The sequence below is a fragment of the Agarivorans sp. MS3-6 genome, from assembly GCF_054112545.1.
Genome location: NZ_CM134202.1, coordinates 4573553 through 4592752, shown reverse-complemented (window position 1 = coordinate 4592752; position 19200 = coordinate 4573553). Strand labels below are relative to the sequence as shown.

Genomic DNA, 19200 nt, shown 5'->3' with positions numbered 1-19200 from the left:
AACTATTACATCATGGCTCAATTAGGGTTATGCTTTAAGCCATATGTAGTTAATTACATTGCCCATTTTTAAGGCAGCTGGCGACATATTAGTGCAGGCCCTTAGGATGTCGAGACCAACAAAACAATGACAAAATCACAAGCTACTGGGGTTAAACGCCGCAAACTAGCTGATATACGCAAAGACAATCTAGAACAAATTCTGTTTGTCGCAGAGCAGCTTTTTGCTGAAAATGGCTACTCAGGTACGACTATTGCTGCGATTGCGGCTAAAGCTAATTTGCCAAAAGCCAACGTGCTTTATTACTTCAAAACCAAAGAAGCGTTGTATAAGGGTGTTTTAAGCCAATTATTGGTCGTGTGGATGAGTCACATGGATGAAATGACAGCTGAACAGCATCCCAACATCGCACTTAGACACTACATTTTGCAAAAAATGAAATTGTCTAAAGAGCACCCTAATGCCTCTCGAATATTTGCCGCCGAAATATTGCATGGCGCGCCTTATTTGCGGGAGCAACTCGCTACCGAGCTTAAACAACAGTTCGATAAAACCTGCCAAGTATTTCGCGAATGGATAGCTAAGCAGTGGATGGAACCCATCAACCCAGAACACTTATTGTTTATGATATGGTCATCAACCCAAGCCTATGCAGACTACGCCTTACAAAGCAGCATGATGATGGATAAAGAAGCTTTGGAAGCCAGCGATTATGAAGCAGGCGTAGAGTTTCTTTCACGATTAGTACTAAAGGGCTGCGGTATTAAACTGCTGTAGAACACCGTTTGGATCAACGCTGCTGCCCGAATGTTTGTGGTGCAAGGGAGCAACCTAGCTTGGTGCTGCTCCCCTACCAGTCTTATTTACTGGTCGCTAAATCTTGATGCTCCACAGCTGAGCTTTGGGTAGTTATTTCAGCCATACTTAACATCGCATTTAACAACACCGAGCAACCTGCTTCGCATTCTTCTTGTGTGGTACTCTCAATTTCATTGTGGCTGATACCATCTAAACAGGGCGTGAAAATCATGCTAGTTGGCGCAAAATCAGAGACATAACAAGCGTCATGGCCAGCCCCTGCAATGATATCCATATGGCTGTAACCAAGATTTACCGTCGCGTCACGTACTGCATTTACGCAATTTGAGTCAAAATGAATTGGCTCGTAGTACCAAAATGGGTCTAATAAGACTTCAACCCCGGTTTGCTCCATCAATTCAGCTACTGCATTATTTAAGGCTACATCCATCGCGCTAAGTTCTTCATCAAGCGGGTGGCGTAAATCGATGCTCATTTCGATTTTTCCAGGAATGGTATTACGTGAATTGGGCAGCACTTGGACAAATCCGACGGTGCCGCAACCTGGAGGGTGCGCCTTAGCGATCTGTTCCACTTTTTGAATCAGTAGGGTGCTGGCTAACAATGCATCTTTACGCAAGTGCATTGGGGTTGTTCCAGCATGTGATTCTCTGCCAGTTAAGGTAGCGTTAAACCAGCGCTGCCCTTGCCCACCAGTTACTACGCCAATTTGTTTTTCTTCTGCTTCTAAATAGGGACCTTGCTCAATATGAGTTTCGAAGAACGCGTGAAACTTGCGCCCCGTGACCGGCGTATCGCCAGCGAAACCAATACGCTCTAACTCATCCCCTAAGCGCAAGCCATCGACATCAGTGCTATCTAATATTTCTTGTAAGCTAAAACGCCCCGATACCACGCCAGAGCCCATCATTGCGGGAGCAAAGCGGGAACCCTCTTCGTTTGTCCAAACTGAAATTTCAATAGGGTGTTTGGTTTTTAAGCCTAAGTCATTCATTGTGCGCACCACTTCTAAACCCGATAGCACACCAAATACACCATCAAATTTTCCACCCGATGGCTGCGTATCTAAGTGACTACCCGTACCTACCGGCGGCAAGCTCATGTCATCGCCTGGACGCGTACAGATAATATTCCCTACAGCATCAATTTTTACTGCACAACCCGCCTCTTCGGCCCACTTGATATATAGTTCGCGTCCTTGTTTATCCAGACCAGTTAAGGCTAAGCGGCGGCAACCTCCTTTTTCGGTGGCTCCTATTTTTGCCATTTCCATTAAACTGTCCCACAAGCGATCACTGTTAATTTTAAAGCTACTCATCATGGCCTCCAATAACCAAAAGGTTGCCTGTTAACTGACGCTAACTGGGCAAAATATCAATCTGCTAAGCGATAGCCATGCAATAGGCTGACCATTTGGACAGGTCATAGAGCAAATGATTTTATATCGTTGTAATTAAAGAGTATTTTTAAAATTTTTTAGTTATAAAGGTAGGTAAAAAGGAAATACCCTAGCAAACTGCTCAGTTTTTATGCACTAAAAAAGCACTTAATGCCCTGCTATGGAGCGTTATCAAGGCCTATAAGCCCCAATAACAATCATTGTCTATCTTAGTTAAAGCGAGTAATTACGGGGCCTTGAAAGCCATCTCAGCTACTAGCTGTCCAGTTGGTCAACCAATTGCATAGTTAGCTAACAAACAAGGAACTTACATCAAGCACTCAATTTGATGCACTTCCTTTGATTAAACTGAGATGGAGTTTGTTAGTGATGAGTTTACTAATTAAAGGTGGCAAAGTTGTCAACGCCGATCAAAGTATCTTTGCTGATGTTTATTGCGAAGATGGTGTTATTAAAGCGGTTGGTGAAAACTTATGCGTCCCTAACGATGCAGAAATAATCGATGCTAGCGGCAAACTTGTGATGCCAGGAGGCATTGATCCACATACCCATATGCAATTACCGTTTATGGGCACCGTGGCCAGCGAAGACTTTTATAGTGGTACCGCGGCGGGTTTGGCTGGCGGAACCACGATGATTATCGATTTTGTCATACCTAACCCGCAACAGCCTTTAATGGAAGCTTTCGATACTTGGATGGATTGGGCTTCTCGCTCGGTATCTGATTACTCGTTCCATGTGGCAGTAACGTGGTGGGATGACAGTGTATACCAAGATATGGGACGCTTGGTTACCGAGCATGGCGTGAACAGCTTTAAACACTTCATGGCGTATAAAAATGCCATTATGGCCGAAGATGAAACCTTGGTTAACAGTTTTAACCGTTGTCTAGAATTGGGGGCGATGCCCACTGTACATGCTGAAAATGGCGAATTAGTTTATCACTTACAAAATAAACTGATTGAAGCGGGTTTAACTGGCCCAGAAGCTCATCCCTTATCACGGCCGACTGAAGTTGAAGGAGAAGCCGCAAACCGCGCTATTCGAATTGCTCAATCTCTCGGTGTACCGCTCTATCTTGTTCATGTTTCTTGCAAAGAAGCGGTGGATGAGATCGCCCGAGCGCGCCACGAAGGACAACGCGTATACGGTGAATGCTTAGCGGGACATTTAGAACTCGATGACAGTGTCTACCAGCATGAAGATTGGGCGACTGCAGCTGCCCATGTTATGAGCCCACCGTTTAGGCCCAAAGGCCATCAAGAAGTGTTATGGAAAGCCCTACAAGGCGGAACGCTGCAAACAACCGCCACCGATCATTGTTGTTTTTGTGCGGACCAAAAAGCCGCAGGCAAAGATGATTTTAGTAAAATCCCCAATGGCACAGCAGGAGTCGAAGACCGTATGATGGTGTTGTGGGACTCAGGTGTAAACAAAGGACGCTTAAGCGAACAAGAATTTGTTGCCGTCACCTCCACCAACAGTGCCAAGATATTCAATCTTTACCCTCAAAAGGGCTGCATCGCAGCAGGATCAGATGCCGACATCGTGATTTGGGACCCTAGCAAACAACATACGCTTTCTGCAAAAACGCATCACCAAAAAATCGATTTTAACATCTTCGAAGGTCGGACTGTATTTGGCGCCCCTCACATCACCGTAAGCCAAGGAAAGGTTGTGTTTAAAGACGGCCAACTGTTTGTAGAAGAAGGCGCCGGCCGTTACATAAAACGCCCTGCTTTCCCATCAATCTTTGATGCAGTAACAAAATATAACCAAGCAAAGACGCCCGTAGCGGTAAGTCGCTAGTGCTTTGTGAAGCTTAAGACAGTGAGACAACACCTATGTTAGCAGTACAACAAGCAATAACAGACCAACCGATGGAGCAAGACCCTCATGGTAAGAGAGAGATGATCACGGTAGAGGATCTCTCGCTGGTTTTTAATACTAATGATGGCCCCGTTAACGCCCTATCCAATATTAACCTCACTATTAACGAGGGTGATTTTGTTTCGTTTATTGGCCCATCGGGCTGCGGTAAAACAACTTTGCTTAGGGTTATCGCCGATTTAGAACAGGCAACATCAGGAACCATTAAGGTAGATGGCACCTCGCCAACAGACGCTAGGCTTAATCGGCTTTACGGCTACGTGTTTCAAGCACCGGGTTTATTACCCTGGCGCACGATTCAACAAAACTGTGCCTTACCGATGGAAATTTCTGGTCAATCGGGCTCACATCAGCAAAAGCAAATAGACAAGTATTTAAAGATGGTGGGTCTACAAGACTTTCATAAAAAATTTCCATGGCAATTATCTGGCGGCATGCAGCAACGGGCATCTATCGCACGCGCTCTTTGTATTAATCCCGAATTGTTGTTGATGGATGAGCCCTTCGGTGCTTTGGATGAAATAACCCGTGACCACATGAATATGGAACTGCTGCGAATTTGGCAGGAAACCCAAAAGACCGTGGTATTTGTTACCCATTCGATAGCCGAAGCCGTTCTTCTTTCCACCCATATTGTGGTGATGTCGCCGCGACCAGGGCGGATTGTTAAAGTAATTGAAAGCCCATTACCTAGGTTAAAAACCCTAGCCTTACGTGACCAAGCGGCTTTTCATGACTTAGCTGCAGAGATCCGCACAGCACTGGCGAACGATCATGCCATTGATTAATTCACGCGGAGATCAGTAAATATGAACAGCAACAGCACGGTTCGTAAATGGCTACCGCTAGTTAGCCTGATCGTCATCATCATCGCTATATGGTATTTAGCTGCTTTGATCATGAATGGAAATCAGCTGATACAAAACTTAGAGCGGAAAAAACAAGATTGGACTTACAGCCAAATTTTGAGCCAAGCTTATCAAGTTAAACGCCCCATGTTACCGGCACCTCATCAGGTAGCATTAGAGCTAAAAAAATCAGTGTTTGATACTTCAGTGAACTCTAAACGTTCCTTGGTTTTTCATAGCGTTATCACCCTTAACTCGACCTTACTAGGTTTCGTGTTCGGCTCAATGTTGGGCATGTTGATTGCCATTGGTATTGTGCATAATAAAACCTTAGAAGCGAGCCTTATGCCATGGGTAATCGCATCACAAACTATTCCTATACTTGCGATCGCACCGATCATCGTGGTGGTGTTAGGTGCGCTCAACATCACTGGCGTGGTACCTAAAGCGGTAATATCCATGTACTTATCTTTCTTCCCTGTCACCATCGGCATGGTTAAAGGACTACGCGCTTCAGATACTTTACATGTTGAATTAATGCATACCTACAACGCCAGTGTATTACAAACCTTTTGGAAATTACGTTGGTACTCTGCACAACCCTATCTATTCGCTAGTTTAAAAGTGGCCATCGCGGCTGCTTTGGTGGGAGCAATCGTTGCTGAATTACCTACCGGCGCTCAAGGGGGATTAGGTTCGCGTCTATTAAGCGGTTCTTACTACGGACAAACACAACAAATTTGGGCGGCCCTATTAATGGCAGCACTACTGGGCTCAATATTGGTTTGGCTGGTTGGCCTCGCTGAAACGGCTTTATTAAAACGTCGCGGAGGCCTAACTAATGCTTAATTATTTTGCTAGTGCATTGCACCTTGGCTTGATCGCATTACAGTTAGTACTGGTGACAAGTGCCGAGGCTGGCTTCTATCAACGTTCCCCTAGCCTGATATTACTGTTGTTGATGTCGTTTTACGCCGTTGCAGCGCTGTTAAATCAATTGACTCAATTGTGTTCATCACAGCCAAATCAGGCTCGCTATATCAAGCCTTTAATACCCACAATATTTGCCTTCATGTTGATATTAGCCTGGCAGAGCATTGTTGAAGGTTACGCCATTTCGCCGGTTTTACTGCCCGCTCCTTCAAGTATATTTGACGCACTAATTAACAACCTACCAATATTATGGGCAGACTTTAGGCAAACCTACTTAAAGGCGGTGCTAGCGGGTTATTTATTGGGTTGTGCATCAGGCTTCTTGATGGCGCAGTGGGCAGTAAAAAGCGCCTTCCTCCGTCAGGGTTTAGTGCCATTAGGTAACTTTATGTCAGCCATCCCCATTGTTGGGATAGCGCCAATTATGGTGATGTGGTTTGGCTTCGATTGGCAGTCGAAGGCAGCTGTAATCGTTGTAATGACATTCTTTCCAATGTTTATTAATACCTTAACGGGGCTGCAATCAACCGATGCACTGCATAAAGATTTGATGCATACCTACGCAGCCAGCAAGTCGCAGACTTTTTTCAAAAGTCAGTTACCGCAGGCGCTGCCATTTATTTTTAACGCTTTAAAGCTCAATTCAACACTTGCGCTGATAGGCGCGATTGTCGCTGAGTTTTTTGGCACACCTATCGTTGGCATGGGATTTCGCATTTCTACTGAAGTTGGGCGAATGAATATGGACATGGTATGGGCCACGATTGTGGTAGCAGCAGTCGCTGGTTCACTCAGTTATGGGGCTTTGGCCTTGTTAGAAAAATCACTGCTATTTTGGCACCCCTCGTTTCGAGGCAACAACAAACACTAACTACTCACTCTTAATAATCGTAGCAATAAAGGGAATTAACTATGAATAGAACTTTGATTTCACTAGCATCTGGCGCCGCGCTATTAGCGGCCAGTTTTGGGGCTAACGCCGCTGAAAAACTTACCCTTCAGTTAAAATGGGTGACTCAAGCACAATTTGCTGGCTACTATGTCGCGTTAAACAAGGGTTTTTATAAAGATCAGGGCATCGATTTAACCATTAAACCCGGTGGTCCCGATATTGCCCCCGCTCAAGTACTGGCCGGCGGCGGTGCCGATGTGGTTGTTGACTGGCTACCCTCAGCACTCGCAACTCGAGAAAAAGGCCTACCACTCGTCAATATCGGACAAATCTACGGCAAGTCTGGAATGATGTTAACCTGTCTAAAATCTAGCGGTATCAGCAGTCCTGCAGACTTTAAGGGGAAAACATTAGGTGTGTGGTTCTTTGGTAACGAATACCCTTTCTTAAGCTGGATGTCTAAATTAGGTTACTCAACCACAGGCGGAGAAGACGGTGTAACGGTTCTTAAGCAAGGTTTCAACGTAGATCCAATTTTCCAGGGCCAAGCAGATTGCGTTTCAACCATGACCTACAACGAATATGGGCAAGTACTAGATGGTGGTTTGAGCAACGACGAACTCATTTTGTTTAAATACGAAGATGAAGGTGTAGCTACCCTAGAAGACGGTCTTTATGTCTTAGAAGATTCATTAAAAGATCCCAAGAAATTAGACGCTTATGCTAAGTTTTTAAAAGCAACCATCCAAGGTTGGGAATGGGCTGCAGCTAACCCTAAAGAAGCGGGCTTAATCGTATTAGATTACGATGATACCGGCGCGCAAACCGAAGAACATCAAATTCGTATGGCTGGCGAAGTGGCTAAATTACTAGCTAGCAGTGGTAAAGGTGTGGGTTATTTAGAACCTGCTGCGTTTGACCGGACCGTAAAAGTACTACTTGATAGTGATTCGTCACCCGTGATTACTAAAGTACCAGAAGGTGCTTACACGCATGTCGTGTTTGATGCTGCGGCAAAACTCTAATAGCTAATACTTAATCCGGTAAAAGGCTGCATCGCGCAGCCTTTTTTGCATATTTTGTTTAGCTAGTGACTACCTAGTTGCGTTAGCAGCTATTCGGCGATTAAAGCACATAAGTAAGGCTTTTAGTAAAGCGCCCCATTTCAAGTTGCGTTTGCTGCTACTGCCCGGTCCTACGTTAAACCCCATATCTTTCAACATTTCGAATCATACTGGCTTTGTTTAGCTAGTGACTACCTAGTTGTGTTAGGCCCCATTTCTAGTACTGGGTTGAATCACTCGGCTTTTTTGCATATTTTGTTTGAATGATGCTAACTAGTCGCATTGACAGCCATGCGGCGTATAGGCCACATAAGCATGCCCCCTAAGAACAATGCAGCGATCACGCTATAAACGATGGTTAGCGGGTTTAAGGAAATCCCCGGAGTGAAGTTTGCTAATACTTTTTTTAAGGTTTGCCAGCGCTCAGGGCTAAACATATATATTGATTTTTGGTAAAGATTCCCCTGGGTAAACAATTCAATTGCTTGACCAAGTTGCCTAAAATTGGCCATTGTTTGCTGTTTTTGCATTGCATCAGTACGCACAGCAAGATTAGAATTTTGTTTAAAATCATCAATCATAGCGTCAATACTGGCGTACTGGTGCAAGTCTGCATTGATTTGAAAATTGTCCACTTGTTGTTTTGCCGAGTGGTATTGGCCATTTACAAACTGTAAATAATGCTCGGTTAAGATTGGCATTTGGAAAAAGGCTAATAACAACACTGCAAACAACACTTTATCTAACGTATTTACCAACACACCCTAAGTCCTCATATAAATTGTAACAGCGTACTAACACAGCTTCGAAGTTATAAACAATAAAGCACTGGCTAAAAAAATCTAAGCCTTATCTAATGAACTGCAGAGTCTTGTGACAACCATTATTACTCTACTAAGCCACTATACCCGCCGTCACATTCAACTTTACTCAGTGAATAATTAGCTTCATGTTATAATGCCCCGATATTAGCTGTTATCGACAAAGGCCGTAACAGTTATCTTGTTATTACCCACCTGAGATCTACAATGCCATTTTCTAAACTCGGATTAAGCACCCCGATACTTCAAGCGCTAAATGAATGCGGTTATCAACAACCGACGCCTATCCAAAAAAAGGCTATTCCAGTAGTGCTATCAGGTAAAAACCTGATAGCAGCAGCACAAACAGGCACCGGTAAAACGGCCAGTTTTGTGTTACCCATTTTACAGAAGCTGACTGAACAGCAAGAAGCATTACGCGGTAAACGAGTAAGGGTATTAATTTTAACACCTACCCGAGAGCTGGCTATTCAGGTCGAAGAAAACATCGTTGATTATGCAAAACACTTAGAGATTAGCTCACTAGCTATGTATGGTGGTGTTGACTCTGAACCACAAAAACAAGCCTTAATTTATGGTATCGACATTTTAGTCGCTACACCGGGTAGGCTGCTAGATATGATGTATCAACGGGCCGTTCATTTTGACCAATTAGACACCTTGGTATTAGATGAAGCAGACCGCATGCTCGATATGGGCTTCATCGATGACATCACGAAAATTGTAGATAGACTGCCTGAACAGCGTCAGAGCTTATTGTTCTCTGCTACCTTATCACCGCAAATTCGTCAGTTAGCTAAAAGTACCATTGAGCATGCTACAGAGATTTCCGTTGCAAGTAACAGTGACAACACCCCTAAGATAGACCAATGGCTGGTTACTGTAGATAAAGACAAAAAGTCTGCGCTGTTAAGCCAAATGATCCTTGCTAACCAATGGCAGCAAGCGTTGATCTTTATTCAAACCAAACACGGTTCGGCAAAACTAGTGAGCCAATTAGAAAAGCGAGGCATTAAAGCCGAGGCCTTTCATAGTGGCAGGAGCCAAGCATCACGCAGCAAATTACTGGCGGACTTTAAATCTGGAGAAGTGCAGTTTGTCGTTGCAACCGGTATAGCCGCGCGTGGTATCGATATTGACGACTTAGACCGAGTAGTCAATTATGACTTGCCCGATCAAAGCGATGATTATATTCACCGAATCGGTCGAACTGGCCGTGCAGGCGCTATTGGTGAAGCTATATCGTTTGTTTCACGAGATGATTTTAGAAATTTGTGTGCTATTGAAAGCCGCCTAGGTCAATTAATTGAACGAAAAGAGGTTGAGGGGTTTACACCGATTAAAGAAGTCCCTGTTTCGATTTTAAATTTTCGTCCTAAATCGAATAAGGGTTCAGGTCACTATAAGCCCCGAAAAAAACCTAGCAAATAAGTGACAGTGATGTCTACTAAACCAAGAGCAGCATCCAGGCTGCTCTTGGCGTCAAGCCTAACTATCAACAAACTGGGTCATGCTCACGACTTCCGCCGGCTTACGTTCAAGTAACACATTACCATGGCGTATTGATAACAACACTTCTCCCTGCTGCTGCAGTACTTCTACATCGTTGCCACCTTGTAACACAATTAAGTTAGCTGGCTTACCGAGCTCAATACCATACTCATGTTCTACTTGTAGGGTTTTAGCGCCATTATCAGTAATAAGATCTAAGCAGTTTTGTAACTCGCTATACCCCATCATATGGCAACTATGGATGCCTGAATCTAATACCCTTAGTAACTTTCCATTACCCAGGGTATACCAGGGATCTTGGATTGAATCTTGAGCAAAACATACATTTAGCCCCGCTTCTCGCAACTCTTTTACCCGGGTGATGCCACGACGTTTTGGGTAAGTATCAAAACGCCCTTGTAAGTGAATACTCTCGGTCGGGCAAGAGACAAAGTTTATCTTGGACATTTTCAATAATCGAAATAACTTTGAGCAATAGGCGTTGTTGTAAGAATGCATTGCTGTTGTGTGACTGGCGGTTACTCGAGGCCCCAAATTTGCTTCTAAGGCTGCAGTGGCCAACACCTCCAAAAACCTGGCGGCACCATCGTCTATCTCATCACAATGAACATCGACCAGCTTACCCGTTTTCTGCGCTAGCTCGATGACCCACCGCATCGACTCTACCCCATACTCTCGGGTAAACTCAAAGTGAGGGATTCCACCAATAACATCAGCGCCCTCTTCTAAGGCCCTTTCCATTAATTGTCGCCCATTTGGATACGACCAAATTCCCTCCTGTGGAAACGCCACAATTTGTAAATGTATCTTGTCTTTAATACGCTGTTTGATATCAACAATCGCTTTTAGGGCGACTAAGTCAGGGTCAGTAACATCTACGTGGGTGCGAATATACTGCACCCCATTTGCTACCAGTAATTCAATTGTTTTTAATACGCGCTGTTCAACGTCTTGTCGGGTAAGTAGCGGTTTACGTTCAGCCCAACGCTCGATACCTTCAAACAAGGTGCCACTCATATTCCAGTTTGGCTCGCCAGCTGTTAACGCGGCATCTAAGTGAATATGCGGTTCTACAAAAGGCGCACAGCATAGATTCCCTTTGGCATCATAGGTCGCCGAGTCGTCCGTTAATACGCCTTGCTGCGCTTCAATCTGGCTAAACAAACCGTTTTCGATTAGCAAAGTAAATAACGGTTGTTTACCTCGTAGGCGGGCATTAATAATTTTCATTGCTTATCTTCCATAGTGCTTACTTTCGTTTAATAGTGACGCTTCCATCATTAAGGCGTTTTGTACCGACAATCGCTGTTGGGCATTATTTAGTTGCATCCCCGTTAAAGATTGGAACTTTTGCAAGCGATGTTGCAAAGTATTACGGTGAATAGCGAGGCTTTGTGCGGTTTGCCTAGCGCCGCAGAGGTTGTCAAAATAAGCTGCTACAGTTTGTTTAAGTATTAGCGCTTGCGCATCAGTATTGGCATATAGTGACCCTAAGTGCTGACGGCAAAACTCGGTTAATAATTCTTGGTTATCCACCGCAACAAATATCTTGTTAATACCTAAATCACTATAGTGCAGTACTGTTTGTCGAGAGCAATTTTTTGAAAAATGCGCAGCCTGCTTTGCTTGCTGGGCCGCTAAGCCCAATTGACGAAAACCGAGTCCTGCTTCACTCACTCCTATCGAGCAAAACAATTGGGCTTCGTTCAATGTATCAACTATATCTGTCCATAAGTGAATTTGCTGCTCGTGATTAAGCTGCTTTGGATTGCCAAGGAATAGGTACCATCCATCTTGATACTCTAAAACCGGCAAACACCGATGGTAAGGTTCTAATAATCGATTTAGAGTAAAGGCCCAAGCACTTGAATCTAAACCTTCACTTGTTAAGGGTAATAAAAACGCCACCAACAAAGCCTGTTCAAAGTCTAAGTTAAGTGCTTCAGCGCGTTGGATAGCTAAAGCCGGCAAAGCTCTGGGAGATTCAATTACATGGCTTAAAAACCAGCGTAAGGAATGTTCGGCTAAGTCGACTTGAATAATCCGGTTGCAAATCAGTTCTGTGACTTTCACCATAGGTAGACTATAGGGTTGTTCAAATACCGGAAAACCTTGCCGATCTGCAAACTGTAACACGGCCTCTGGGATCACCTGTATAAATTCAGAACCAGTAAGAATTACCATACCAGCCGCAGACTTAGCTTGCCCTTCAAGGATTAACTGCTGATATTCTTCAACACTGCGTTGAAGATTGATCCCTGTAACGAATATTAACTCTCCCCCTAGAAGCCAGGGCCCAAGCTCTCGGTTTTCCGCCACATAGGGCCAACGAATAATATTATTCAAACCGCTCTCCCCAGCCCGAAGCTTAAAAGCTTCTAAGCCAGGAATAACAGCTATTTCACTTACTTTTAAGGGCATTAGGCCTCTTTAGCTAAGCTAGGTTGCGCTGAAGAAATAAACACCAATAAGCTATAAAACGCGCTGGCAACCACAATACCCACCAACGGCGCCACCCAAGGTGAAAAGTAGGCAGCAGCCGATGCTACGCCATAAGCGGCCAGCCCTTGCATATTAAACTGTGGTAGCGAGACTTGCTCTAAACTTGGTGGTGCTGCTTTATATTTTACCCAGAAGTCGGTCATGATAATCGCACCAATTGGCGGGATAAATGTGCCTAACAATATGAGGAAAGGAATCAACATATTGTACATGCCAAATATCGCCAGTAAGGTGCCTATGGCGGCCCCTCCAATGGTGACTGCACGGCGTTTATCGGTGCGTAGCAAATTACAGCCTGCTGCTGCAAAGTTATAAATAGTATTATCTTGTGTTGTCCAAATATTGGTGAACAACATTAATACCGCCACTAATACGAACCCTTGAGCGACCAACACATCAACAATATCCGCTTGCTGGTAAACAAGCGCGCCAAAAGCGCCAACAAACACCATTAAGCCATTACCGATGAAAAATGCGACCAAAGTGGTAGTGACAGCTATTTTGCCACTCTTAGAAAAACGGCTCCAGTTGGTCGCTTGCGTCCCACCACTAACAAAGGTACCAAACACCATCGTAATGGCGGCTGCCATAGGCATAGTACTCGTCGGCTCAATACCTATTAATTGGCTTAGGCCACCGACATCAATCACTCCTTGAAAAAGAGATATGGCAATAAAGACCAACATCGCAGGCACTGACACTTTTGATAATAGTTCAATACCTCGGTAGCCAATGGTTGCGGTGATACAAAAACCAAAACCAAACAACACCATTAATGGAATCGTTAATCCTTCAGGCAAGCCTAATAGTTTTACCAGCACAATGGCGATAGTAGCGGTGCCCCATGCATACCAACCTATTTGGGTAAAACCTAACACGAAGTCAGAAAGCATACTGCCTTTCAGGCCAAAACAATAACGGCCTAACAATACTGAGTTTAAGCCCGTTTTGTACGCCACATAGGCCAAGCCTGCGGCATAAGAACCGAGTAAAAGATTACCTATCACAATAATCCATATCAGCTCACTAAAGCTAAAAGCCGTTCCAATCGTTCCACCCGCCCACATGGTAGCAGTGAAAAAAGTAAAACCGAGTAATACAGAAGCCATAGACCACCACCCCTTACGTTGGTCATCTGGCACAGCACTTAGCGGAAAATCATTTGTTTGACTCATTGCCTTTCTCCTGAATTGAAAACGAATCCGTTCAAGTTATACCTTCCAAGGACCGTGCCATCCACAACAGGTTTATTGAAGACTTTTTGTCGTGCTTTACTAACAATTTTTATTTCAATAAATGTACCAATAGCACAACCGATAGCGTTCACGGCGATTACGAGCGAAACAATCAAGCAATATGGTTACAACTAAGCACCAGATTGAACATTAATCGCCCAAAAACTGTGCAAAATAAAAGAGGCATTAGATAGAAGACTAAGCAATGAAGATGATATAAGGCGCTAACGTAGAGGATTACCTTAGCGTTTTGTCAGCAATATAATTTGGTCTGACTAATCGAAGCTTTGTCGACCTATCAGTGAATGCGACAAGGTGGTGCCATCGACACTATCGAGTTCTCCGCCCAAAGGCACGCCGTGGGCAATTCTCGATACTTTTACTTGGTATCGTTTGGCCATGTCAGCGATGTAATAAGCCGTCGCTTCACCCTCTACCGTAGGGTTAGTAGCAAGTATAAGCTCTTGCACCTGTTCGTTTTGTAGGCGTAGCTCGAGCTTATCGAGGTGCAACTCACTGGGGCCGATGCCATCTAGCGGAGATAAGTGGCCCATCAACACAAAGTAACTACCAAAAAATTGTGACGTTTGCTCAATTGCGGCTACATCTGCCGGTGTCTCTACAACACAAATAACACCTTTACTTAGCCGCTTGGGTGACTGGCAAATGACACATAGCTCTTCTTCAGCAAAATTGCGGCAGGCATTGCAGTGGCCAACCACGTCCATTGCTTTATTAATGCACGCAGCGAGCTTTAGGCCATCGCGACGTTTCCTTTCTAATAAATCAAATGCCATACGCTGAGCGCTACGCGGGCCCACGCCTGGTAATACTTGTAAAGATTTGATGAGGCTGTCTATACTGGGGCTATATTTCATTATTTTCCACTACACTTTGTTTTAGCGAAGCTAATGTACCAGTGAATTTGTGAAAATTCACCCTCCCTATTCAATTTCTTAAATCACCGAAACAGAGGCCTGTTTGCTGCCGTAGTTAAATGCTAGATAAAAGCTTGGACAGTCGGTATCATCGGCTAAGTTGGCTAAACAGACAACATGGAAGAACGATTATAATATGGAATATTTATGCGTCTAAAAATGAAAGCAGCCAGTGCTGCATTACTGTTTTTGTTAGGTAATCATGCTGTAGCAGAAGACACTTATGTACAGATAGGTGACTACACACAAATTCTTTTGCCTCTTGGAGGTCTAGGCGTTAGTTTAGCTAAGGGTGACTACCATGGGAGCTTACAACTAACCAAGTCTTTTGCTACTACCATGATATTCACTCATGGCATTAAATTTTCAGTTGATAAGCGCCGTCCAAACTTTACCACTAATAACTCATTTCCTTCTGGTCATACTGCTGCAGCCTTTAGTGGCGCATCATTTTTTCAGACTCGTTATGGCTCTGCGTGGGGCGTCCCTGCCTACGCGTTAGCGGGCTATACCGGCTGGAGCCGGGTGCATGGTGATAAACACTATTGGGATGATGTTATTGCTGGTGCCAGCATTGCGACCCTGAGTAACTTATTTTTTGTTAATCCAATAAGCGAAGATATACGCGTCAGCCCAATGGTTGATGGCGATGCCACCGGTTTACAAGTGTCTGTCTCTAACAGTTTTTTCGAGGGTGGTACGCGCTCTAAAACACCCGCCACCCACTTTGACCCCAAATTTAGATTTGACTTCCTATTGGGCCCTACCAGATTAAAATCAAATGACATAGGCAGTTTTAGCGACCAACAGGGCATCGAATTTGGCCAAGAAGATACTATTACAAGTGCAGCTGTTCGTTGGACTTGGACACCAAATACCCACCACAGCTTCAGCTTTTTGTCACAACCTTACGAAGCTCGAGACGAAGGTAAGCTCGACAGTGGTGATAGTGTCTATGCTCAATACCAAGTTTGGGACAACATGGTTAATTGGCAATATGACCTACAACTTGCAAAGCAGTGGATAGCTAAAGCTGGCTTAGGTGTTTTAGTTCAGTACGCACAAGCATCCCTTTATCCCGATTCTAGTTTCAGTCAACAAATTTCCGGCGACGAAGAATGGCTGTTATATCCTTTAGTCAATGCCACTTTAGGTTATAAATTCACCCCCGACTTTGACCTGTCATTTAGCGGCCAATACGGAAATAATGGTGATGGCGAACTCGTATCTACGGACATTGGTTTGAATTACGCGTTTAATGCTCGCTGGGACATAGGTGGCGGTTATAACTATTATAAGCGTGACCAAGACAATGCTAAAACCTTCAGAAAAATTGAGTTTGATACACTGTATCTACGTCTTGGATATGCATTCTAACTCGATAAGTAAAAAAGCGTGATTCACCCATTAGTGATAACTAGCAGTACAAAGGATGACTGTGAGTAAAACATTTAAAAATGCCCTGCTGATTAATTTAGTATGCCTCATCGTGGTCGCTAGCCTTGTCGCTATAAGCTTACCTTTTCTATATAAACAACAGCGTAACAACATAGAAAGTGAAGTGAAAACATCACTGAGTATTTTCGAGATAAGTGCAAGAAAAGCAGTAAATAGTCAGAATAAGGCTGTGCTAAAGGAGCTTGCCGAACAATTACTTAGCTCTCCGAGCATCAACTATGTAAAAGTCACTGACCAAAGTTCGCAGACATTAATGACCGAGGCAGGCCAACCGAGGAAAAATAACCACCTAGTAGGTGACCACGCTAACAAACTGGCAAAGCAGTTTAACAATCAAACTAAACCGGCTAGCCAGATCAATCCCATTGCGTGGGTTGAAATCGAATTTTCAGCACCGACCAATATACTTGATTGGATGCACAATTATAAAGCCCCCCTGATAAACCTTGTGACCATCATGGCGTTCATCCAGTTTGTGTTGATTTTCTTTACCGTGAGAATTATCAGCGGCAATCCAGCCAAGATAAACAGTAATCAGGCCCTACCACCTGTGGCTAAGCATGAAGAGTCAGCGGCAGATACCAAGCTTTCTCAAACTAACCGTTTACTAAAGCAAAAACTGGCCGTAGCCCACGAGCAACACAACAAAGACCAAAGCAAATTTAAACAGATGATTGGTCTATCAAACCGAGCGAGCGGAATAAAAAAAGCACTATTAGAATACGCCAACGAGGCGCATTACATACTCGATGAAAAAAACCATATTATTGAAGCCAGTCGACTGGCATTAAACAAACTACAACTTAATAATCAGCAGTTAGGTGGCGTTAATTTAAATGATATGTACCAGCCCGCACCGCAACAGCACAACCTAACACAACCCGATTTTATCGAGCTTTTGGTATCCTACCCCGAGACATTTAGTTTGTTGATTGAAGAAAAAAGCTCCGGGGAACGATATTTCGCCAATCATCTTACGCTTACCTTTAGTGATGATAGTTTGTATTTGGTCACCATTTCGCCACTACCAGCAAACGATTATTCTATAGAATCAGTTAAGCAACAAAAACACACCATTCAGCTACAAGATAGCCAACTTTATACGCCAATAAAAGCGGCTTGCTTAGAGGCATTACACCAATTAAGCCTGACACAACAACTGCCAAAACAACTAATGCGGCAAGGATCAAGGCTAGACTTAGACGCCAATTTTCGTTTAGCTAGTTTGCTAAAATGTTTACCTTGGATTGACCAACAGGACAACATCTTAAATGTTAACCAATACTCGCCGCTAGCCATATTAGAAACACGGTTAAACGGTTTTTCAGATTTACTATTGGCTAAAAAAATCACTTGGAGCTTGGTGGTAAACCCGGAAATAGCGGAAGGATACTGGTTAAATCAAGCCCATTTTCAGGCTTTAATTGACTTAAATTTGTACTTAATCTCGCTATATCCAAGCGGTAGTCAAGTGCTCATTCAATTAGATTTAAACCAGCAACAGTTACAGCTCAATATAGACGTAGAGCAAGCCAATAATCTGAGCACGGTTCAACAATCGATTATTGACTGCTGCCAACCTTTAGTCGCGCTTATCGGAGGGAGTCAGACACAGAATGATGACTCACTGTCTATCACTCTGCCCTTTGATAATAACCAAGGCAGTACATTACTCGCAACCTGTAAGCCACAAGCTGAGTGCGTCCAAGTAGTGGCTAACCTCGCTAATCCTTTTTTGCAGCAATGTTTACAACTACAGTTACAACTGTTCGGCTGTAAGATGATTTCTTTGGATACACTCGAGCTCTTAGATGTTAATAAAGCGGTATGGTATTTTGATGAACAAAACCAACTGCCAGACGCGCTCAGCCAACTCAATATCGCCGATTTGTTAACCGTTCAGGTCTTAGACCAGCTGCCACAGGACACGCAATTAACCATCGGCTCTAGCCACTGCTTACGGCCTTTACTCACTAGCTATATTGTTGAACAGCTTAGTGATACAAAACGTCAGACCAGTACAATGTTAAATAAAGATATTGTTGAGTTATCCATGGTATCTATCGCGGCCGAACAAGACCAAAGCCCACAAGTTAGATTAAACAAGGGCAGCGTGTTGCTGGTTGACGCCCCTAACAGCACTCCCTTGCTGATCAGCGATTTTATCGATAATTATTCTGGAGAAGCTTTTCATTGCAGCTTGGCTGATTTGGATGAGACCTTAAATGGCTTAAGTCACCTCGATGCGGTGTTGATCAGTGATAGCTTGATATCAGAGCCACTGTTCAAGCAATTATCTAACACGCCACTTACACCCAGTTTGCTGATTCATGCACAACAAATTGAAAACCCTGTGGCGCTTCCTAGCACTGATTTAAAGCATTACCAGATCAACCACCCCATTGATGACCAGCAATTGCTAATACTGTCACAATTGAATCAAACCAACGCCTTGCCATTCTCATCACTTTATCAAGACGAACAATTACTTACAGCCTTAAGCCAATCTGATGAGACCTATAATCGTTTTATCGAGCTGCTCACTGACAACATAGACCAGCCATCAACGCAGATTGCATTGCCTGTCAACCAAGGCGCTCAGCAACAAGAAAGTTATTTAAAGCCGCTTTATACTATTTTTAGTCAGGAAACTAAGAATCGATTATCGCTAATCAACAAGCAGCTAGAGACCCATTCATGGGCCGACACTCAGCAACATATTAAACAAATTGCCATCAGCGCTGAGAAGTTCTCTGATCCAGAGTTAGATAAGACCTTGCAACAACTACTCAATGCTAGTTTTAATCGAGATAGCTCCGCCTTAGACGTGTCAGTAAACCAATTACACAGCTTATTGCGCGCTTAGTTACTCATATTGGGAAACTAAAA

Annotated in this window: 15 protein-coding genes; 9 read left to right on the top strand and 6 right to left on the bottom strand. The window is 43.8% G+C overall.

Going from position 1 to position 19200, the window contains the following annotated elements:
* The first annotated feature begins 126 nt into the window (after positions 1–126).
* Entirely contained in the window at positions 127–777 is a 651-nt protein-coding gene (locus ACVFI8_RS21060) for a TetR family transcriptional regulator C-terminal domain-containing protein (RefSeq protein WP_248715558.1), read from the top strand.
* A gap of 82 nt (positions 778–859) precedes the next feature.
* Here ACVFI8_RS21060 and ACVFI8_RS21055 read toward each other — a convergent pair whose 3' ends face one another.
* A complete protein-coding gene (locus ACVFI8_RS21055; RefSeq protein WP_457872587.1) occupies positions 860–2140 on the bottom strand; it encodes a Zn-dependent hydrolase in 1281 nt (426 codons plus the stop codon).
* A 447-nt stretch (positions 2141–2587) separates the two neighbouring features.
* On the opposite strand from ACVFI8_RS21055, the gene hydA reads away from it, so the two are divergent.
* Genes hydA through ACVFI8_RS21030 form a run of 5 tightly spaced genes read left to right on the top strand, consistent with a single transcriptional unit; the run spans position 2588 to position 7806 of the window.
* Entirely contained in the window at positions 2588–4027 is a 1440-nt protein-coding gene (hydA, locus tag ACVFI8_RS21050) for a dihydropyrimidinase (protein WP_248715560.1), read from the top strand.
* Positions 4028–4062: 35 nt separating this feature from the next.
* Complete coding sequence (locus ACVFI8_RS21045) at positions 4063–4896, top strand: ABC transporter ATP-binding protein (protein ID WP_457872586.1); 834 nt, start codon at positions 4063–4065, stop codon at positions 4894–4896.
* A 21-nt stretch (positions 4897–4917) separates the two neighbouring features.
* Positions 4918–5805, top strand: a complete 888-nt coding sequence (locus ACVFI8_RS21040; protein WP_248715562.1) for an ABC transporter permease — start codon at positions 4918–4920, stop codon at positions 5803–5805.
* Positions 5798–6760 carry an ABC transporter permease gene (locus ACVFI8_RS21035; protein WP_457872585.1) on the top strand — a complete coding sequence of 321 codons (963 nt, stop codon included), beginning with the start codon at positions 5798–5800 and terminating at the stop codon, positions 6758–6760. The genes ACVFI8_RS21040 and ACVFI8_RS21035 overlap by 8 nt, the downstream gene beginning before the upstream one ends.
* A 41-nt stretch (positions 6761–6801) precedes the next feature.
* The gene (locus ACVFI8_RS21030; RefSeq protein WP_248715564.1) at positions 6802–7806 is read left to right on the top strand and encodes an ABC transporter substrate-binding protein; all 1005 of its coding nucleotides are present in this window, start codon (positions 6802–6804) and stop codon (positions 7804–7806) included.
* A gap of 308 nt (positions 7807–8114) precedes the next feature.
* Here ACVFI8_RS21030 and ACVFI8_RS21025 read toward each other — a convergent pair whose 3' ends face one another.
* On the bottom strand, positions 8115–8606 hold the full coding sequence (locus tag ACVFI8_RS21025; protein WP_248715565.1) for a DUF2937 family protein: 492 nt from the start codon (positions 8604–8606) through the stop codon (positions 8115–8117).
* A gap of 267 nt (positions 8607–8873) precedes the next feature.
* Between ACVFI8_RS21025 and ACVFI8_RS21020 the strand changes: the two genes are divergently transcribed.
* The gene (locus tag ACVFI8_RS21020; RefSeq protein ID WP_457872584.1) at positions 8874–10097 is read left to right on the top strand and encodes a DEAD/DEAH box helicase; all 1224 of its coding nucleotides are present in this window, start codon (positions 8874–8876) and stop codon (positions 10095–10097) included.
* Positions 10098–10154: 57 nt separating this feature from the next.
* On the opposite strand, the gene codA is transcribed toward ACVFI8_RS21020, so the two are convergent.
* The 4 genes from codA to recR form a co-directional block, all read right to left on the bottom strand.
* Positions 10155–11408: a cytosine deaminase gene (codA, locus tag ACVFI8_RS21015; RefSeq protein ID WP_457872583.1), complete on the bottom strand. Its 1254-nt coding sequence runs from the start codon at positions 11406–11408 to the stop codon at positions 10155–10157.
* Between the two features lie 3 nt (positions 11409–11411).
* Positions 11412–12599 (bottom strand): PucR family transcriptional regulator, encoded by a 1188-nt coding sequence (locus ACVFI8_RS21010; protein WP_457872582.1) that lies wholly within the window; start codon positions 12597–12599, stop codon positions 11412–11414.
* Positions 12599–13855 carry a cytosine permease gene (codB, locus tag ACVFI8_RS21005; RefSeq protein WP_248711643.1) on the bottom strand — a complete coding sequence of 419 codons (1257 nt, stop codon included), beginning with the start codon at positions 13853–13855 and terminating at the stop codon, positions 12599–12601. Before codB ends, ACVFI8_RS21010 begins: the two co-directional genes overlap by 1 nt.
* A 335-nt stretch (positions 13856–14190) precedes the next feature.
* Entirely contained in the window at positions 14191–14793 is a 603-nt protein-coding gene (gene recR, locus ACVFI8_RS21000; RefSeq protein ID WP_248711644.1) for a recombination mediator RecR, read from the bottom strand.
* Positions 14794–15000: 207 nt separating this feature from the next.
* Here recR and ACVFI8_RS20995 point away from each other — a divergent pair, with 207 nt between their 5' ends.
* Positions 15001–16230: a phosphatase PAP2 family protein gene (locus ACVFI8_RS20995; RefSeq protein ID WP_457872581.1), complete on the top strand. Its 1230-nt coding sequence runs from the start codon at positions 15001–15003 to the stop codon at positions 16228–16230.
* Between the two features lie 61 nt (positions 16231–16291).
* Positions 16292–19177, top strand: a complete 2886-nt coding sequence (locus ACVFI8_RS20990) for a hypothetical protein (protein ID WP_457872580.1) — start codon at positions 16292–16294, stop codon at positions 19175–19177.
* The last annotated feature ends 23 nt before the right edge of the window (positions 19178–19200 follow it).